16 protein-coding genes and 4 tRNA genes are annotated in these 16,707 nt (G+C 47.2%); 6 read left to right on the forward strand and 14 right to left on the reverse strand.

Going from position 1 to position 16,707, the window contains the following annotated elements:
- Nucleotides 1-36: 36 nt before the first annotated feature.
- Entirely contained in the window at nt 37-1,119 is a 1,083-nt protein-coding gene (locus P2W84_RS12990; RefSeq protein WP_276090574.1) for an acyltransferase, read from the forward strand.
- Here P2W84_RS12990 and P2W84_RS12995 read toward each other — a convergent pair.
- On the reverse strand, nt 1,112-2,026 hold the full coding sequence (locus P2W84_RS12995) for a response regulator transcription factor (protein WP_276090575.1): 915 nt from the start codon (nt 2,024-2,026) through the stop codon (nt 1,112-1,114). The genes P2W84_RS12990 and P2W84_RS12995 overlap by 8 nt on opposite strands.
- A gap of 20 nt (nt 2,027-2,046) precedes the next feature.
- A complete protein-coding gene (locus P2W84_RS13000) occupies nt 2,047-2,811 on the reverse strand; it encodes an SDR family oxidoreductase (protein WP_276090576.1) in 765 nt (254 codons plus the stop codon).
- Between the two features lie 110 nt (nt 2,812-2,921).
- On the opposite strand from P2W84_RS13000, the gene P2W84_RS13005 reads away from it, so the two are divergent.
- A complete protein-coding gene (locus tag P2W84_RS13005) occupies nt 2,922-3,086 on the forward strand; it encodes a DUF3050 domain-containing protein (RefSeq protein ID WP_346348965.1) in 165 nt (54 codons plus the stop codon).
- A 60-nt stretch (nt 3,087-3,146) separates the two neighbouring features.
- Here P2W84_RS13005 and P2W84_RS13010 read toward each other — a convergent pair.
- From P2W84_RS13010 to P2W84_RS13020, 3 genes are all read right to left on the reverse strand, one after another.
- A tRNA-Leu gene (locus P2W84_RS13010) sits at nt 3,147-3,231 on the reverse strand.
- A gap of 46 nt (nt 3,232-3,277) precedes the next feature.
- A tRNA-Gly gene (locus P2W84_RS13015) sits at nt 3,278-3,350 on the reverse strand.
- A gap of 89 nt (nt 3,351-3,439) precedes the next feature.
- Nucleotides 3,440-3,934 (reverse strand): regulatory protein RecX, encoded by a 495-nt coding sequence (locus P2W84_RS13020; RefSeq protein ID WP_276090577.1) that lies wholly within the window; start codon nt 3,932-3,934, stop codon nt 3,440-3,442.
- Nucleotides 3,935-4,120: 186 nt separating this feature from the next.
- Between P2W84_RS13020 and P2W84_RS13025 the strand changes: the two genes are divergently transcribed.
- Entirely contained in the window at nt 4,121-4,807 is a 687-nt protein-coding gene (locus tag P2W84_RS13025) for an ABC transporter substrate-binding protein (protein WP_276090578.1), read from the forward strand.
- Between the two features lie 15 nt (nt 4,808-4,822).
- On the opposite strand, the gene P2W84_RS13030 is transcribed toward P2W84_RS13025, so the two are convergent.
- On the reverse strand, nt 4,823-6,010 hold the full coding sequence (locus P2W84_RS13030; protein ID WP_276090579.1) for an aminotransferase class V-fold PLP-dependent enzyme: 1,188 nt from the start codon (nt 6,008-6,010) through the stop codon (nt 4,823-4,825).
- A 116-nt stretch (nt 6,011-6,126) separates the two neighbouring features.
- Here P2W84_RS13030 and P2W84_RS13035 point away from each other — a divergent pair, with 116 nt between their 5' ends.
- The 3 genes from P2W84_RS13035 to P2W84_RS13045 all read left to right on the forward strand — a co-directional run bounded on the left by P2W84_RS13035 (nt 6,127) and on the right by P2W84_RS13045 (nt 9,534).
- Nucleotides 6,127-8,586, forward strand: coding sequence for a bifunctional UDP-N-acetylmuramoyl-tripeptide:D-alanyl-D-alanine ligase/alanine racemase (locus P2W84_RS13035; RefSeq protein ID WP_276090580.1), 2,460 nt, complete (start codon nt 6,127-6,129; stop codon nt 8,584-8,586).
- Nucleotides 8,587-8,638: 52 nt separating this feature from the next.
- Nucleotides 8,639-9,229 carry a DUF502 domain-containing protein gene (locus P2W84_RS13040; RefSeq protein ID WP_276090581.1) on the forward strand — a complete coding sequence of 197 codons (591 nt, stop codon included), beginning with the start codon at nt 8,639-8,641 and terminating at the stop codon, nt 9,227-9,229.
- A gap of 231 nt (nt 9,230-9,460) precedes the next feature.
- Nucleotides 9,461-9,534, forward strand: a tRNA-Cys gene (locus P2W84_RS13045).
- 108 nt (nt 9,535-9,642) lie between these two features.
- Here the strand turns inward: P2W84_RS13045 and P2W84_RS13050 are convergent.
- From P2W84_RS13050 to pyrF, 8 genes are all read right to left on the reverse strand, one after another.
- Nucleotides 9,643-10,674: a YCF48-related protein gene (locus P2W84_RS13050; RefSeq protein ID WP_276090582.1), complete on the reverse strand. Its 1,032-nt coding sequence runs from the start codon at nt 10,672-10,674 to the stop codon at nt 9,643-9,645.
- A complete protein-coding gene (locus tag P2W84_RS13055) occupies nt 10,671-11,102 on the reverse strand; it encodes a DUF2147 domain-containing protein (protein ID WP_276090583.1) in 432 nt (143 codons plus the stop codon). The genes P2W84_RS13050 and P2W84_RS13055 overlap by 4 nt, the downstream gene beginning before the upstream one ends.
- Nucleotides 11,103-11,288: 186 nt before the next feature.
- Nucleotides 11,289-11,370 (reverse strand) — tRNA-Leu (locus P2W84_RS13060).
- Between the two features lie 21 nt (nt 11,371-11,391).
- Nucleotides 11,392-12,156 (reverse strand): MBL fold metallo-hydrolase, encoded by a 765-nt coding sequence (locus P2W84_RS13065; RefSeq protein WP_276090584.1) that lies wholly within the window; start codon nt 12,154-12,156, stop codon nt 11,392-11,394.
- Between the two features lie 38 nt (nt 12,157-12,194).
- Entirely contained in the window at nt 12,195-12,845 is a 651-nt protein-coding gene (locus P2W84_RS13070) for an outer membrane lipoprotein carrier protein LolA (RefSeq protein WP_276090585.1), read from the reverse strand.
- Nucleotides 12,846-12,861: 16 nt separating this feature from the next.
- A complete protein-coding gene (locus P2W84_RS13075; protein ID WP_276090586.1) occupies nt 12,862-15,447 on the reverse strand; it encodes a DNA translocase FtsK in 2,586 nt (861 codons plus the stop codon).
- Between the two features lie 43 nt (nt 15,448-15,490).
- Complete coding sequence (locus tag P2W84_RS13080; protein WP_276090587.1) at nt 15,491-15,712, reverse strand: PspC domain-containing protein; 222 nt, start codon at nt 15,710-15,712, stop codon at nt 15,491-15,493.
- Between the two features lie 86 nt (nt 15,713-15,798).
- The gene (gene pyrF / locus P2W84_RS13085) at nt 15,799-16,629 is read right to left on the reverse strand and encodes an orotidine-5'-phosphate decarboxylase (RefSeq protein ID WP_276090588.1); all 831 of its coding nucleotides are present in this window, start codon (nt 16,627-16,629) and stop codon (nt 15,799-15,801) included.
- Between the last annotated feature and the right edge of the window lie 78 nt (nt 16,630-16,707).

Below are 16,707 nucleotides of genomic sequence, written 5' to 3' on the forward strand. Positions count from 1 at the left end.
TGGCAGGATTATCAATTTTAGATAACTTGTGCAGAGATGGAGACAAGCAAACAGCATTTCAAAATTCTCGATGGACTAAGGGGAATCGCTGCCCTGGCCGTAGTAATATTTCACTTTATGGAGTGGATTTATGCGGATTTCAGCCAAAACTTTATTGCCCATGGTTTTCTGGCAGTCGATTTCTTCTTTTGCCTGTCAGGGTTTGTGATCGGATATGCTTATGATGACCGTATAGGAAAGATCGGAGTACGGGAGTTCTTTAAATCAAGGATCATCAGACTTCACCCCCTCGTGCTGACCGGATCAGTGCTGGGTTTGCTGGCTTTTTTATTTGACCCCTTCGGCGGTCATCCGGAATTATACAGCACAGCTAAAATCATCCTGGTATTTTTGTGCTCCGCCCTGCTTATCCCCTTCCCCGTAATGGCCGACCGGGGATTTAACCTATTCAGTTTCAATGCCCCCTCGTGGTCTTTATTTTGGGAATATATCGCCAATATTGTATATGCATTTATACTTTCCAGGCTTAGCCGGGGTTATCTGCTGCTATTGACTTTTATTGCCGCCGTTGCCCTTTTCCTGGTCGCTTACCGTTCAGGCAATTTACTGGGTGGCTGGAGCGGTCCGACGTTCTTTGACGGGGCAGCACGCATATCCTACTCATTTTCCGCGGGGCTGCTGGTCTACCGCTCCAACTGGATCATTAAAAATAAACTCGGGTTTGCAGGCATAGCCATATTATTGTCGCTCGCCTTCTTAATGCCTTTCTCCAAATGGAACTGGTTATCCGAGCCCCTGGTGGTGGTGTTCTACTTTCCTTTACTGATCGCCCTGGGTGCCGGGGCTACGCTGACAGCTGGCCTTAAAAACTTCTGTATCTATTCCGGAAAAATCTCTTATCCGTTATATATGACACATTATGCGGTGCTGTGGATGTTTGGCAACTACTATACCAGCCATCAGCCCGGGACAAAGCAACTGACCTTTATCATTGTCGCGGGCATCATCCTGCTGACCGGCATAGCATACCTGGTCATGGTCGCTTATGACATCCCCGTGAGAAAGTACTTAAGCAACAAATGGAGTAAAAGAAAGCCGCAGCCCGACCTCCTTAATTGAATGATTGCCGGAATTCCAGGGGAGAAAGGCTGGTTTTTGACTTAAACAACTTGCTGAACGACTGTGGATGTTCAAAACCCAGGCCGTAAGCGATCTCACTTACCGTCAGATCCGTGGTCGATAACTTCTCCTTAGCCTTTTCGATTAGCTTATTGTGAATGTGCTGCTGTGTGCTTTGCCCGGTCAGCACCTTTAGTAACCCACTCAGGTAACCGGGCGACATGTTCAGGGTATCGGCGATTTCCTGTACGGAGGGCAATCCCCTGGCCACTATATCCGCATTTTGAAAATGGTCTGTCAGCAATTTGTCCAATCGTTCAAGTACACGATGGTTCGTGATCTTCCGCGTAATGAACTGCCGCTGATAGAACCGTTCCGAATAATTCAACAGGGTCTCAATCTGTGAAATAATGATATTCTGGCTGAAACGGTCAATATTCGCATGGTATTCCTGCCGGATATTCTGAACAATATTATTGAGCAACTCTTCCTCCTTTTCAGAAAGGAACAAAGCTTCGTTCACTGAATAATCGAAGAATTCATATCGTCTGATGGCGGCAGCTAAAGGCGTGTTCCAGATGAAGTCCGGATGGATCAGCAATATCCATCCGGAAGGTTGCAATTTCGTATCCGTTAGTGGAGTGGACTGCAACACCTGCCCTGGTGCCAGGAAATACATTACGCCTTCATCAAAGTCATAATCCTGCTGTCCGTAACGCATTTTTCCGCTCAACCCACGCTTCACCGAAATCGAATAATAATCTGCAACCGTTGCCATGATTTCAGTGTGTGCCCTGGCAGCAGCCACCAATGCATAGTCAACCACGCTGATGAGCGGATGTTCAGGTTTAGGGAGTTGGAAAATGTGGTGAAATTCGCTGATAGATTTGATCCTGTAGGGTTTCATGCGATAAAGATAATCATTGATCAGATCGCCTGCCCGCCAGACACTTCAATCCGTTGCGCATTGATCCAGAACGCTTCGTCCGTACAGAGAAACGCGACCACACCACCAATATCATCCGGCAGACCTGTACGGCCAAGCGCGGTAATTCCTGCGATCTGGCTATTGATCTCTTTATTGTCCCGTACACGACCGCCGCCAAAATCGGTCTCAATGGCACCAGGCGCGACAACATTGACCCGTATCCTCCGCTCACCCAGTTCCTTAGCCTGGTAGCGCGTAAGCGTCTCTACCGCTGCCTTTAAAGAGCCATACACAGATGAACCCGGCATTACCATTCGGGTAAGCCCCGAGGAAATGTTCACAATTCCGCCCCCGTTATTGAGGTAAGGCAATAGCTTTTGGGTCAGAAAGAAAACGCCTTTATAATGGATGTTAAATACGGCATCCATCTGCTGTTCCGTAGTATCCGTTACAGGGGCATAAAGCGCAGTGCCCGCATTATTGATCAGAAAATCTATATTCGGTTGCCCTGTTTCCCTGACAAGGTGGGTTGTCAGTTGTTCCACAAAAGTATCGAAGCCTGTTATATCACTGGTATCCAGTTGAAAAGCGACTGCATTTTGGCCCATCAGCTGAATTTCTTCAATCACCTCATCTGCGGCTTTCTTGTTTGCATTATAAGTAATTACCACATCAATCCCCTTTCTTGCAATTGCCAAAGCCATGTTTTTCCCCAACCCGCGGCTACCACCAGTGATCAGGGCAATCTTATTTTTTGTTTCCATATAACTTATTTTCTAATACAAAATTGCACAACCTTAGCGGCACAGACGTAGTCGAATCTGCGATTGTTGTAGCCTAAAAATACGAACTGAAAAGGACTTATATAATTACGATCGGAAATTTGCGGCAATTTATGGAATCGCATGTATTTGCTGTATGTGATTTCATGTGGCAGCTCAAAGCGCTTCAAGAGCAGCCCACTTGTACCAGTTTACCCTGGATTCCCGTAGGCAATGCGGAAACGCGCTATCTGATCTTTTTCCAGCGGGCCTCATAAGCAAATTATTGCCCAACAAAAAAGCGGCTGGAAAGTAAATTCCTAACCGCTTTGTTTAAGTACCTAGAGCGGGAATCGAACCCGCACGCCTGTTGAGGGCACAGGATTTTAAGTCCTGCGTGTCTACCAGTTCCACCATCTAGGCAGGTGTATACCTTTTAAATAAACACCTTCTGACGTAAGGTGTTCAGAGCGAAAAACGAGGTTCGAACTCGCGACCTCAACCTTGGCAAGGTTGCGCTCTACCAACTGAGCTATTTTCGCTTTTATTCATCGTGCCATCCGGCTTCTGCTTTTAAACCAAACAAAATACAACAACTGATTTCCGTTTGGGATTGCAAATATAAATACTTTTAACCAACCACCAAGTTATTTTTCAATAATACCTCTTCGATCAGATCCCGCTCAAAACCCCTCGACAGCAAATAGGAAAACAGCTTGTACCGGCGCTTAAAAGCATCCCGTTCGTGAAGGCCCGTCAATTTTCGTTCAGCCACCCCACGTATCGCTTCCAGATAAGCGTCCCCATCAATGGACTTCAGCGCACTGGCGATCAGCTTATCCGGCACCCGCTTCTGCTTAAGGCCCTGTCTGATCTTTATACGTCCCCATTTCTTGATACTGAATTTTCCTGAAACATAAGCCAGTGCAAAACGCTCTTCGTTTAAAAAGTTATCGGCAATCAGCTCTGAAATCAGTTCCTCCACATCATTCCGCCACACGCCCCATTCATAAAGCTTGTCGCGAACCTCTTGCTGCGATCGTTCCTGGTAAGCGCAGTAATGTTCCACCTTGCCTTTTGCTGCCGTTTTGGCCAGCCGTTCCTTTTTTTCTTCTAGTCTATCCATATATAAGCGCACAATATTAACGAAACATCCAGTTTAACCCAAAAACTAAACAATAACAACCGGAAAAATCAACCAGCAACACAAAACTAACCCCAAAACGCAGCAAAGCACATCAAAACATTCAACTATTACTAAAAAAACGTAAATTGCGCCAAGTCAAAACCAGCTGATTGACCGATCACCATTATGGCTGAAAAAAAAGTATTAAAAGTAGGGTTAGATTCCGCAGCCCCCTTCCCAATGCATTCCGATTATAACTCGGAGAAGTTCGAAGGTTTCGAAGTTGACCTGTTAAAAGCCATAAATAATCACCTGGGGCTTGAAGTACAATACGAAGTATCGCTTTGGGCCAATATACTCGAGCAGCTCTTCAGGGGTGAACTCGACCTGATCTGTTCTGCGGTAACCGTTACCCCTTCACGCAGGCACATTCTCGAGTTTACCAACCCTTATCTGCATTTCAGACTTTGTGCAGTGGTCAACTACGAAGATAATATCAGGACCATAAACGACCTGAGACACAAAACGATTGGTATCAGGGAACATACTGAAGCGGAAAAGTACGTGCACCAGAATTTCCCGAACAACAATATGGTCCACGCCGAGACCAACAAGGAACTTTACAGAAAACTCCAGGCGGGAAAGATTGACCTGCTCATAGACGACTCCCCCATTGCAGGCGGATTCCTTCAAAAGATCAAAAATCTGAAAGTGGGGCTTTACCTGCCAGGGACCGATTCTCAATACGCCATTGCCATGCGTAAGGGCGATATACAATTAAAAGACCAGTTCAATTCTGTATTAAGCTTACTAAAGGAAAACGGCACCTACCAGGAGATATACAAAAAATGGTTTACCGACGTGCAGTTTTAATCATCAGCCGACGCTTCAGATGATCGCCAGTTCCCGGCACAGGATACCAATTTCTTCCATGGTGTTGTAGTAGTGCAGAGAAGCACGGACGACCGTGCTGAGCCTGCTTTTCTCCATATAGATCGGGGTGGCCTGTGCACCACCGACAGATACGTTGATGCCCTTTGCCGCTAACCTGGCCTTCACATCCGCAGCATCTGCTCCTTTTACGGTAAAAGTCACGATACCGCTCTTGTGGCTCCCCGAGTCGTGAACGGTAACGCCGGGAATTTTGCCCAGCTCCTGCCTTGCGGTTGCAGAAAGTTGCCCGATCCGCTGCGCGATCCGGTCCAGTCCGATCTCCATGGCATATTCGATTGCCTTGCCCAATCCAAGCGTCAGTGCCCGGCTTTTCTCATACAGCTCAAACCGACGGGCATCCTGACGAAGCTCGTATCCGTTCAGTGATACATTTCCCGCGGCCAGGAAATCAAGCAGTACAGGTTTCATCTGGTCCTGGCTTCCCTTCTTCACAAACAGGAAACCGGTACCCCTCGGTGCCCTCAGGTACTTGCGCCCGGTTACTGAAAGCATGTCGCATTTGATCTTTCTAACGTCAAGAGGTAACTGCCCGGCACTTTGACAGGCATCAAGCAAGTATAATATCTGATTCTTCTCGGCAATGGCCCCTATCTCTTCTGCCGGCAGAACGCTCCCGCCTGAAGAGGAGACATGTGTCATTGCCATCAGTCTGGTCCTGGGGCTAATTGCCTTTTCCAGCTCAGACAGTGAAAAGTTCCCATCTTTATCATTAGGGATGACGATGACCCTGACCCCATCCGCTTTTTGCCTATCGACCAGGCCGATCAGGTTTGTAACATATTCCATTTCACTGGTAATGATCTCGTCACCTTCATTAAAGGACAGGCCCCTGAACGCGGTACCCCAGGCGGCGCTGGCATTTTCAAATATCGCCACTTCATCCTCTTCCGCATTGATCAGTTGCGCGATCCTGGTATAGACACCATTGATCCTGTCCATGTATTTTGCTTCGGTTTCATACCCTCCGGCGACTGCTTCCTCTCTAAGGTAATCGATCACCGTGTCAACAACAACATCAGGCGGCAGCGACGAGCCTGCATTGTTAAAGTGGACCAGGCTAGCACATCCCTTTGTTTGCAGACGCAGTATTGCGACTTCTTCTTCCGATAATATAAGCTCCATGTGGTTTTGTTTTCTCAGTTCAGTAATGTAAAGGTCGGCAATCTAAGTCTCATTCATCAACGGGATCATTACTTTAGTGTTTGGGTAAGTTAAGGAAATTCAGGTAATTTTGATGCATGAGCCATATCCCTTACACCCTGTCCCATATCGCCGGAATCCTTCAGCCGGAATCCTTTATCCGCCAGCCCGGACTCGTCATCAGCCAGCTGGTCATTGACAGCAGGTCGGTAATTGACCCCGAAGCGTCGCTGTTCTTTGCACTTTCAGGGAAACGGGACGGACATGAGTTCCTTCAGGATGCCTGGGATGCCGGTATCCGCAGCTTTGTGATCAGTGACAGGTCCTGCCTGGAACGCTTTCCGGACGCTAACCTCCTGTTGGTAGACGATGTGCTGGATGCCCTGCAAAAGCTGGCGGCTTATAACCGTCAGCAGTACGGTCTGAAGGTGCTGGCGGTTACCGGAAGTAACGGGAAGACGGTCGTGAAGGAATGGCTTTACCAGCTGCTTGCTGCAGACTTTAACATCGTGCGGAGCCCCCGCAGCTTCAATTCGCAGATCGGCGTGCCCCTTTCGGTATGGCAGATCAATGAGGCGCACAACCTCGGCATTTTTGAAGCAGGCATTTCGAAAGCAGGGGAAATGGATAACCTGGAAAGCGTGATCCGGCCGGAAGTGGGGATCCTGACTAATATTGGCGAGGCACATGCAGAGGGTTTTACCTCATCTGCAGAAAAGCTCCTGGAAAAACTGAAGCTGTTTCGTGGCACGGAACTGTTTATTTACTGCCCGGAATATACCACAGGTATTGCGGAAAAGGACCTGCCTGGAAAAAACCGCTTTTCCTGGAGCATGAAACAAAAGGCCGATCTTCAGGTCCTGTTTACGGAACCCATCGAAGGCCGTACCTATATCCGGGCCCGCTACCAGGGCGACGAAATTGAGTGCCTGATTCCCTTCAGGGACAGGGCCTCACTGGAGAACGGCATCATCTGCTGGGCTACGCTCCTGGCCCTGGGCTATACACCTCAGGAAGCCGATATCAGGTTGGAAAAGCTCACGTTAGTGGGCATGCGGCTGGAATTGAAGACAGGCATCAACCAATGTTCGCTGATCGATGACTCCTACAGTGCGGATATATCTTCTCTGGCGGTGGCACTGGATTTCCTGAACCTGCAAAACCAGCATCCTAAGAAGACCCTGATCCTTTCCGACCTTTATGAAACAGGGAAGCCAGACCATGTACTGTATGCAGAGATTGCCGCATTGCTGAAACAAAAGCAGTTGAACCGGCTGATCGGTATCGGCCCGCATATATCTGCCGCAGCAGAACTGTTCGATCTGGAAAAGGAGTTTTACAACAGCACACAGGATTTCATCGTTAATTTTCCTGCAGTACACTTCAGCAATGAGACCATACTGCTGAAAGGCGCCCGGAAATTTGAATTTGAACGGATCAGCAAGCTGATCTCTCAAAAGATACACGATACCGTGCTCGAAATAGACCTCAATGCACTGGCTGGAAACCTCCAGTTCTACCGCAGCAAGCTAAGGCCCGGCGTGAAGCTGATGGCGATGGTCAAAGCCTTTTCCTATGGCAGTGGCAGTTTCGAAATTGCTAACCTGCTGCAATACCATAAGGCAGACTACCTTGCCGTGGCTTATACCGACGAGGGGGTTGCCTTGAGAAAGGCAGGCATTACGATGCCAATCATGGTGATGAGCCCGGAGCCTTCGGCCTTTGATGCCATTATCAAATATCGTCTGGAACCCGAGATTTACAACCTGGACATTCTGAAGAGCTTTACTGCTTACCTTAACGAGCATGAAAGGGGCTATCCGGTTCACCTGAAGCTGGATACAGGAATGCACCGGCTGGGTTTTGACCAGCCGGATATTCCCGAATTAGTGAACCTCCTGGAAAACCTGGATAAAATAAAGGTGGCGTCGGTATTTTCGCACCTGGTGGGCAGCGAAGAACAGGTTCACGATGAGTTTACCAAGCACCAGTTACAGCGTTACGGTGATATGGCCGGGCAGATCGCCGAACGGCTTGGTTATCCGTTCATCAGGCACATCTCCAATACATCGGGTATCACCCGGCACCCGGAAGCACAGCTCGATATGGTACGCCTGGGCATCGGGCTCTATGGTTTCGACGGTGGGCTGCCCGGTAACAAGGGATTACAGACAGTGGCTGTACTTAAGACCACCGTTACCCAGGTAAAACATATCAAACCCAATGAAACAGTCGGATATAGCCGTAGAGGGGTATTGCCCGAAGGAGGTACGATCGCCACGGTAAAGATCGGCTATGCAGATGGCTACACCCGAAGGTTTGGCAATGGCGTGGGGCAAATGCTCATTAACGGCATAAAGGTTCCTACCGTTGGCTCTATTTGTATGGATATGTGCATGCTCAATGTAACGGGCCTGGATGTGAAAACGGGCGACGAGGTCATCGTCTTTGATGGCAGGCATACCATTGCCGACCTGGCCGAACAAATCGGAACGATCCCTTACGAGATCCTGACCAATATTTCACAGCGGGTGAAAAGGGTCTATTTTTATGAGTAGTTCCTGCTTTGCTGCAGATTGATTAATTTCGCAGAATCAACTAAATCATGCCATGAACAAGATCGGAAGGACCTTACTGAACTACTTTATCAAGGGTTTGCTGATTGTACTGCCGGTCGCGGTCAGTGTGTTCATTGTAGTATGGGCCGTAACTACAGTTGACGGCTGGCTGAACATCAATAACATTATCGGCGATCACCCGGAACTGGGCGAAAGCAGGAATATTCCCGGGCTCGGCCTTTTCCTGGTTATTTCCATTATTGTACTGGCAGGTGTGATCGTAACCAATTTCGTAACTGCACCGATGTATGACTGGTTCCAGCGAATCCTGGACAGGTTACCGCTGGTAAAGTTCATTTATTCTTCCATAAAGGATCTTACTGAGGCCTTTGTAGGTGATGAAAAAAAATTTAATCACCCGGTGCTGGTAGAAGTGGAAGGCGGCCTTAAAAAGATCGGTTTCCTGACTCAGTCAGATCTGCAAAAGATCGGGCTCCCCGGCGAGGTTGCGGTATACTTTCCCTTGTCCTATTCTTTTGCCGGCCAGCTTTGCATTGTCCGGCGCGAAAAAGTGACCGAGCTGAATATGAGTGCGGCCGATGCCATGAAACTGGTAGTAAGTGGCGGCGTAAGCGGTCTTTAAAACGCGATCTGACTTCAATTTCTGAAAATTCTTCAAAGTCTGAGCCTCACAGTAACAAAAAATCCTGCCATCAGACCAGTACCCGTTGCGGGATAAAAACTACGGTCTTTTAGTAAATTCAGATGCCTGTCCGGTTAATTAAAAAAATTATTTAAAAAAAGTATACCAAATTAGTAGACTTTATATATATTTGTACTGTCAGCGCCGGATAGCCTGATCTTGTAAAAAAAGAGTCATGTGGCCGAGTGGTTAGGTAAGGGTCTGCAAAACCTTTCACGGCGGTTCGAATCCGCCCTTGACGTCCAACAGTACAACGAAAGTTGGCTGAATTTTCTTTAGATGTTTGGTTAGATCTAAGTTTTGTTTAGAAAAGCCAGGTTGGATGACCTGGCTTTTTTTTATTCCGGTGCCGGCTAACGGTTGATGAGCAATTGATAGATCTCGCCCTTATTGCCTGCAAGCAGGATAAGACTACCCTTTTTGCTTTTCTGGACAACATTGAAACTGATACCGGAAAGTTGATGCCAGTTCAGCCCACCGTCTGAGGAAACATCGGTACCTGAAGTACCCGTTGCCACGAGGACGCTCTTACTGATGTAAGTCACGCCAGACCGGTAACCAGCTACAGGAAGCTGTGGTTTCGTCCAGGTTTTGCCACCATCAGCGGTAAGCAGCACATTATTACCGTTTTCCTTGTCTTTCAAATAATTACCCCCTACTACTACCCCGTGTTTATTATCATAAAATGCCATGGAGAAAATGCCGGTACTGCTCTCGCCCTGGATAATTGGGCATTTGAAGACCTTCCAGGTATAACCATAGTCGGAAGTGAAATATACATTGGAAACTGCACCTCCGGTAGCGATCCAGGCCAGTCCTTTACCGTACGTCCGCAGGCTGGTACCGCTGGCGGCAAACCCGGCTTCTCCCACCGCCAGTTCGTTCCTGAGGTTTTCGGAAACATTTTGCCAGTTTAACCCGCCGTCAGTTGTCTTCAGGAGTTGCAGTTTGTTATGGATCGGGTCTCCGAATATAAGGCCGCTCTGCCTGTCCCAGAAATCCATGCCGTCAAGGAAAATGGCGGAGTCGGTATTCTTATAGCATTCACGCCAGTTTTTTCCGCCGTCCGTGGTCATGAGTATATAGGCCGGTGATCCGGCATTGACCACAATTGCCTTGCTGGCATCAAAGGCTTCGATATCCCGGAAATCGAGCTTTTCGTAACCGGCAGGTTTGGTCCACTGCCAGGTTCTTCCACCGTCAACCGTTTTACCGATACTACCTTTGCTGCCACTGATCCAGGCAACACTGTCTGACACAATGGATAGTCCGCGCAGGCTGGCATCTTCCCCCGAAGTAAGCGGTTTAAAGGTATAGCTTTGCCCCAGACTTAGGTTGCAGCTTGTAGCCCAAAGAAAAAAACCGGCAAATAACGTGCGTATCATCTTACCCGCTTCCATGTTTCTGAACGTCCGATAAGAGAAATACCGATATATCCGCGCATACTGAGGTCACCATTGCCTCTGAGCGTCATATTGCAACTGTAGGTCTTGCCCGATTTGGGATCGTAAATGGTTCCGCCGGTCCATTTACTGCCGTCATATATAAAATCCTTCAGAATTTCCAGCCCCAGTACCGGTTTCTTCCTCAGGCTTACCTCCGGATTCTTTTCATCCGTCTTAGGGTTACCTTCAGGCGTGCTGGGTTCCTTAAGCCAGCTGATCTTGCCGTAATACTTATCATTCCGTTTGCTGATATCGATATGGGCCTCACCAGTGGAATTGATCCATTTTCCGAGGATAGCATCTTTGTTTTGTGAAAATGCGTCGACGGCAAAGAAAACAAAGAGCAGGCTGAACAACAGTTTTTTCATGACAGAGACTTTCTCATTTATACAATAATGATACACAAATTGTTCTTCCGCTCAAAAAACAATTTAATTTCCTATCCGGTCGTGTTTTCCGCACCGGAGCAAGCGCTGGGGATTTAAACTCAAAACAAAAAAAGGATTGTTCGTTATGAACAATCCTTTCGAATTTTCTGACCAGAATCTGGTGAGTGCCCAGGAGCAGATTCGAACTGCCACGCCTTGCAGCGCCACCCCCTCAAGATGGTGCGTCTACCAATTTCGCCACCTGGGCTTATTTGCCTGCAAACATAGGTTATTCGCAGAACAATGTCAAGCCATCATAAGCTAATTTTATATTATCGGGTAATTCCTGTTCTACATCGGCGTGCAGGCCAAGATTATGACTGATATGGGTAAAATAAGTCATCTCCGCATTGATCTCGGCTGCAAAGTCAAGTGCTTCGTTTAATGTGAAATGAGAGATATGGTCTTGCCGCTGCAAAGCATTGATTACAAGAATCTTTGTACCCTTGATTTTTCGGATAGTATGTTCCGGCACCGTTTTGGCATCAGTGATGTAGGTAAAGTCCCCGATCCGGAAACCAAGGATAGGTAGCTTGTAATGCATAATATCCAGTGGTTCTATCTTTGTACGGCCCACAAAAAAAGAATTATGACCAATAGTGTGCATTTCAATCTGCGGGAGACCATGATATTTTACTTCTGAAAAAATATAGGCGAACTCTCTTCTCAATCCCTCCTGGACGCGTTCTGTCGCATAAATATCAATGTTCTTTTTCAGCAGATAATTAAAGGGCCTGATGTCATCCAGTCCGGCTACATGGTCCTTATGTTCATGGGTATACAAAATGGCATCAAGATCCTTAACTCCGGCCCGGAGCATCTGGTAGCGAAAATCCGGTCCGCTGTCGATTACTAATGTCTTGTCTGATGTTTCTATTAAAACGGAAACCCTGAGCCTTTTATCCCTGTGGTCTGCAGACTGGCAGACCGGACAGCTGCAGGTAATGACCGGAATGCCCTGGGAAGTACCTGTACCTAAAAATGTGATCTTCAAAACAGCCGGATTAGTATAGCGTACCAAACATAGCCAAACTACCTTAAATCAACAACTTCAACGCCGGGATATTTTTTGGCGTCAAAGGAAAAAGTGCTTTCGGGCACTTTCACGTTTGGTGTCAAAACCTTGATGGCATATCCGTATTTATTACCGTTCTTATCAAAGATAGTGAAGTTTTGTATCTGACTGGTAGCTTTGTCGATGCTCAGCCTGATCTTAAAGTAGGGCTTTTTAATATCCAGGGGAGACAGATCGATGACCTGCACTACTTTATTTCCCGATCTGGCTTCTCCGGTATAAATGTATTTAAAGCCCTTTTCATAGAACGTGAATAACTTTGCAGGACCAATATTATCTTCGCCGTTGTCCGCATCCGACACCTGCACCTCTTTGTTTTCTTTCTGATATACCCAGACACTTTTCCCGTCACTGATCTGTTCCTGCCCGGGTAACTGCACCCGGTACTTATTTTCGGACGGCCGCGTATACAATTCTCCCTCTTCCCTTTCCTTGAGGCTGGCCTGAGGGTTATCTGTAGTAAAAATAAAACTGGCTTTAATGGTTTGGTAAGACCGGTATTTTTTTCCCACCTGTGCAAGTATCGCCTTTGCCTTCGCATCGGTCTGGGCAACGGAAAACTGAAGCTGCATCATGAGCAGCAGGAACGGCAAAAGTATTCTTTTCATCTTCTTGATCTTATGGTCAACTGTTGTTGAGGTCATTCAAGAATTGTTCCAAAGCATAATCATCAGGGATCAGTACCTCTCTGGCCTTGCTGCCCTCAAATGGCCCCACTACTCCGGCAGCTTCCAGCTGGTCAATAATGCGCCCCGCACGGTTATAACCAAGTTTCAGTTTGCGCTGGATAAGTGAAGTGGAACCCTGCTGGTGCATGACGATCAGCCTTGCTGCATCCTCGAACATGGAATCGCGGTTATTAGGGTCAAATTCGGTCTTGCCGCTGCCCTCTCCGTTCTCGTCCACATATTCCGGCAAATGATAGGCATCCGGGTAGCCGCGCTGCACACCGATAAAATCGGAAATCCGGTCTACTTCCGGCGTATCCACAAAGGCGCACTGCAGACGGATCAGGTCATTACCGGTAGACAACAGCATATCGCCCCTGCCGATCAGCTGATCGGCACCTCCACTGTCCAGAATAGTACGGGAGTCGATCTTCGACAAGACACGAAACGCCAGTCTGGCCGGGAAGTTGGCCTTAATGGTACCTGTAATGATATTGACAGAAGGCCGCTGGGTGGCCAGCACCAGGTGGATACCTACTGCACGCGCAAGCTGGGCCAGACGTGCGATCGGGGTTTCTACTTCCTTACCTGCCGTCATCATGAGGTCCGCAAACTCGTCGACCACCAATACGATATAGGGCAGAAAGCGATGTCCGTTATTAGGATTCAGTTTCCTGCGAATGAATTTTTCATTATACTCCTTCAGGTTTCTGACCTGCGCGTCCTTAAGCAGGTCGTAACGCTGGTCCATTTCTATACAAAGCGAATGCAAAGTATGAATCACCTTCTTGGTGTCGGTAATAATAGCATCTGCTTCACCTGGCAGCTTAGCCAGGAAGTGTCTTTCAATCTTATTGAACAAGGTCAGCTCTACTTTCTTGGGATCTACAAGTACCAGCTTTAGCTGAGATGGATGCTTCTTATACAGCAGTGAGACCAATATAGAGTTGATGCCTACAGACTTACCCTGTCCTGTAGCTCCGGCCACCAGCAGGTGGGGCATTTTAGAGAGGTCGGCTATGTACACCTCATTGGAGATCGTCTTTCCCAGGGCGATCGGCAGGTCCATGGTAGTTTGCTGGAATTTATCAGTTGCCAGGATACTGCGCATTGCGACCATCTCGGGATGAAGGTTGGGTACTTCAATACCAATGGTACCTTTACCGGGCATAGGCGCAATGATGCGTATGCCCAATGCAGCCAGGCTAAGAGCAATGTCATCCTCGAGGTTCTTGATCTTTGATATCCTTACGCCGGGCGCAGGGATGATCTCATAGAGGGTCACTGTCGGTCCTATTGTAGCCTTGATCTTATCAATCTCGATATTGTAATGGTTCAGCGTTTCAACAATCTTATTCTTATTCGCTTCCAGTTCATCGGCATTCACCGAGATCTTGCCAGTACCGTGGTTTTCCAGCAGGTCAAGATGCGGATATTTATAGCTTGCCAGGTCAAGCGTCGGATCGTATTGTCCAAACTGCTCTACCAGTTCTTCCGATTTCTTTTCTTCCTCAGTCTTTTCAATAGTGAGTTCCGGCTCGTGCTTCAATGCACCTGCTCTGATATCTTCCGGTGTATTTTCAGTTTCCAGTATCACCTCGTGTGCCAGTGGTGCAGTCATCACGTTCACGACGGGCGGCATAACAGGTGTCGGCAGAATATCTTCTGCCTCATTTTCCTCATACCTTGAAGGTTGTATGACGATATTTTGCCCGCGCTTTTTCTCCGCACCGAGACGGTCATTGAGGGTAAACTCTACCGGTTCGGAACGTACTTCGTTCTCCATGATGATATTTTCAGGAACATCAGGTAACTGGTCATCTTCCGTTTCCGACAATGCAGGCTTCCGCTCCGGAAGCTTAAAATCGATATTATAGGCGATGATCAGTACGGTGAGACCAAGGAAAATGACCAGGCCACCGACTCCAGCATTACCAATCTGGGCGGTCAGCAGTTTATTACCCCAGTAACCAAATTCACCTTCTAGAAAATGGGGTGTATTTCCAAAGAAAGCATGTCCAAACCCAAGTGTAAGCGAAATAAACAACAGAAAGAATAAGCTATAACCAAAGGTTTTTTCCAGAGGGAATATTTTGACCTTAAACAGCAGGCGGTAACCAAGTATAAAGAAAATGAAAATGAAAAGGAAGGACGCGACACCAAACCACTTGTAAATAAACTGGTGGGCCAGCAAGGCACCTACCTTGCCGAGCCAGTTCTGAACGACAGGATTAATGTTAACTTGCTGCAGTTCCTCGTAGGTCTTAAAAAGATTGGCCCAGCCCCCATTTGCATCTGAAACGTAGCTGTAGTCATCTTCCCAGGTAAAAAGGTATGAAGTAAAGGCGATGAGAAAATAAAGCGACAGTACAATAAAAACAAGACCGGCAATCTTTACAAGTCTTCCGTCCTGCAGGTCAAACCTGGGCATTACGTTAGCGCTTTCCCTGAATTTTCCGTTTTGTTTGGCTCTTGGTCCTGGTTTGTCAGTGATCTCGTTTTTAAATGAATTGGATCTGAATTGATTTCCCCTTACCGACATCTTCTTCTGAAATTAATGATCAACAAACTTAGAAAAAAGTGCGTCAAATATCCCATATCTGCTTCCGAATTCTTTTGATGTAGTGTCTCACGTCAAGTACAAGGGCAGCAAGTACATAAAACACAATGGGGAAGCCCACTGCCAGAAATGAGGAATAAATAAAAAAAAGCCTGATCTTACTGATAGACATATTCAGGCGCTCTGCCAGGTAAGTACAAACGCCAAAACTCTGCTTTTCGAAAAAGGTGATGATCTTTTGAAACATTTTGAATTGCAATATCCAGTTCTGTTACCACAATTTAATTATTTTTTCCGAACAAAGGACGAATTATTTTAACATGACCGGCTGGTTCAGACAAGTCCCGCAACTACCAGTATCTGTTCCATCTCCTGCTGCAGCTTCAGCGCCTCTTCCCTGGCCCTTTCCGCAAAGTCCTCACCCTTACCTGCATAGATGATACCTCTGGAAGAATTGACCAGCAGACCGCAATCTTTGTTCAGCCCGTATCTGGCAACTTCTGACAAACTACCGCCCTGTGCACCCACTCCAGGCACCAGAAAAAAACTATCGGGCACGAGTTTACGGATATTGGCCAGTTCAGACGCAACTGTAGCACCTACAACATACATCAGTTGTTCACTATCCGCCCATTCGGAAGAGGTACGGATGACACGCTCATAAAGCCTCTCTTCACCAGACTGCCGCAACTGAAAATCGCCGTGCCCGGTATTCGATGTAAGGGCCAGCAGGATCACCCATTTCCCGGGATGATCCAGAAAAGGGCCCACAGAATCCTGTCCCATATAAGGTGCCACTGTAATTGCATCAAAACCCAATCCCGACTTTTCTTCATTGAAAAAAGCCTCTGCGTACATAGATGAAGTATTGCCGATGTCACCCCTTTTTGCATCAGCAATGGTAAATATGTCCTCAGGTATGTATTCCCAGGTCTGGATCAGCGTTTCCCATCCCTTTAACCCCATCGACTCGTAGAAAGCCGTATTCGGTTTATAAGCCACACAAAGGTCGCTTGTGGCGTCAATAAGCTGCTTGTTGAACTCCAGCACCGGGTTTTCATATTTCAACAGGTGCTTAGGTATATTTTCGAATACCGGGTCCAATCCGACACACAAAAACGAACGCTTCCGCTTTATTAGTTCAACAAGTGCTCTCTTATCCATTATTAAGGTAAAATTTATAAGGACAAAGATGTCAAATTTTTATTTTTTTCTTGGAGATTAAATTGCAAATACATACAA

The organism is Pedobacter sp. JY14-1, assembly GCF_029269825.1.
Taxonomy (GTDB): Bacteria; Bacteroidota; Bacteroidia; order Sphingobacteriales; family Sphingobacteriaceae; genus Pedobacter.

Bases quoted from the DNA above. Each gene is read 5' to 3' on its own strand.
- P2W84_RS13030 (WP_276090579.1), bottom strand. From the start codon at position 6,010: ATGGAGCTTATATTATCGGAAGAAGAAGTCGCAATACTGCGTCTGCAA.
- P2W84_RS13020 (WP_276090577.1), bottom strand. From the start codon at position 3,934: ATGGATAGACTAGAAGAAAAAAAGGAACGGCTGGCCAAAACGGCAGCA.
- P2W84_RS13025 (WP_276090578.1), top strand. From the start codon at position 4,121: ATGGCTGAAAAAAAAGTATTAAAAGTAGGGTTAGATTCCGCAGCCCCC.
- P2W84_RS13050 (WP_276090582.1), bottom strand. From the start codon at position 10,674: ATGATACGCACGTTATTTGCCGGTTTTTTTCTTTGGGCTACAAGCTGC.
- P2W84_RS13055 (WP_276090583.1), bottom strand. From the start codon at position 11,102: ATGAAAAAACTGTTGTTCAGCCTGCTCTTTGTTTTCTTTGCCGTCGAC.
- P2W84_RS12995 (WP_276090575.1), bottom strand. From the start codon at position 2,026: ATGAAACCCTACAGGATCAAATCTATCAGCGAATTTCACCACATTTTC.
- P2W84_RS13000 (WP_276090576.1), bottom strand. From the start codon at position 2,811: ATGGAAACAAAAAATAAGATTGCCCTGATCACTGGTGGTAGCCGCGGG.
- P2W84_RS13035 (WP_276090580.1), top strand. From the start codon at position 6,127: ATGAGCCATATCCCTTACACCCTGTCCCATATCGCCGGAATCCTTCAG.
- P2W84_RS12990 (WP_276090574.1), top strand. From the start codon at position 37: ATGGAGACAAGCAAACAGCATTTCAAAATTCTCGATGGACTAAGGGGA.
- P2W84_RS13040 (WP_276090581.1), top strand. From the start codon at position 8,639: ATGAACAAGATCGGAAGGACCTTACTGAACTACTTTATCAAGGGTTTG.
- P2W84_RS13080 (WP_276090587.1), bottom strand. From the start codon at position 15,712: ATGTTTCAAAAGATCATCACCTTTTTCGAAAAGCAGAGTTTTGGCGTT.
- P2W84_RS13075 (WP_276090586.1), bottom strand. From the start codon at position 15,447: ATGTCGGTAAGGGGAAATCAATTCAGATCCAATTCATTTAAAAACGAG.
- pyrF (WP_276090588.1), bottom strand. From the start codon at position 16,629: ATGGATAAGAGAGCACTTGTTGAACTAATAAAGCGGAAGCGTTCGTTT.
- P2W84_RS13070 (WP_276090585.1), bottom strand. From the start codon at position 12,845: ATGAAAAGAATACTTTTGCCGTTCCTGCTGCTCATGATGCAGCTTCAG.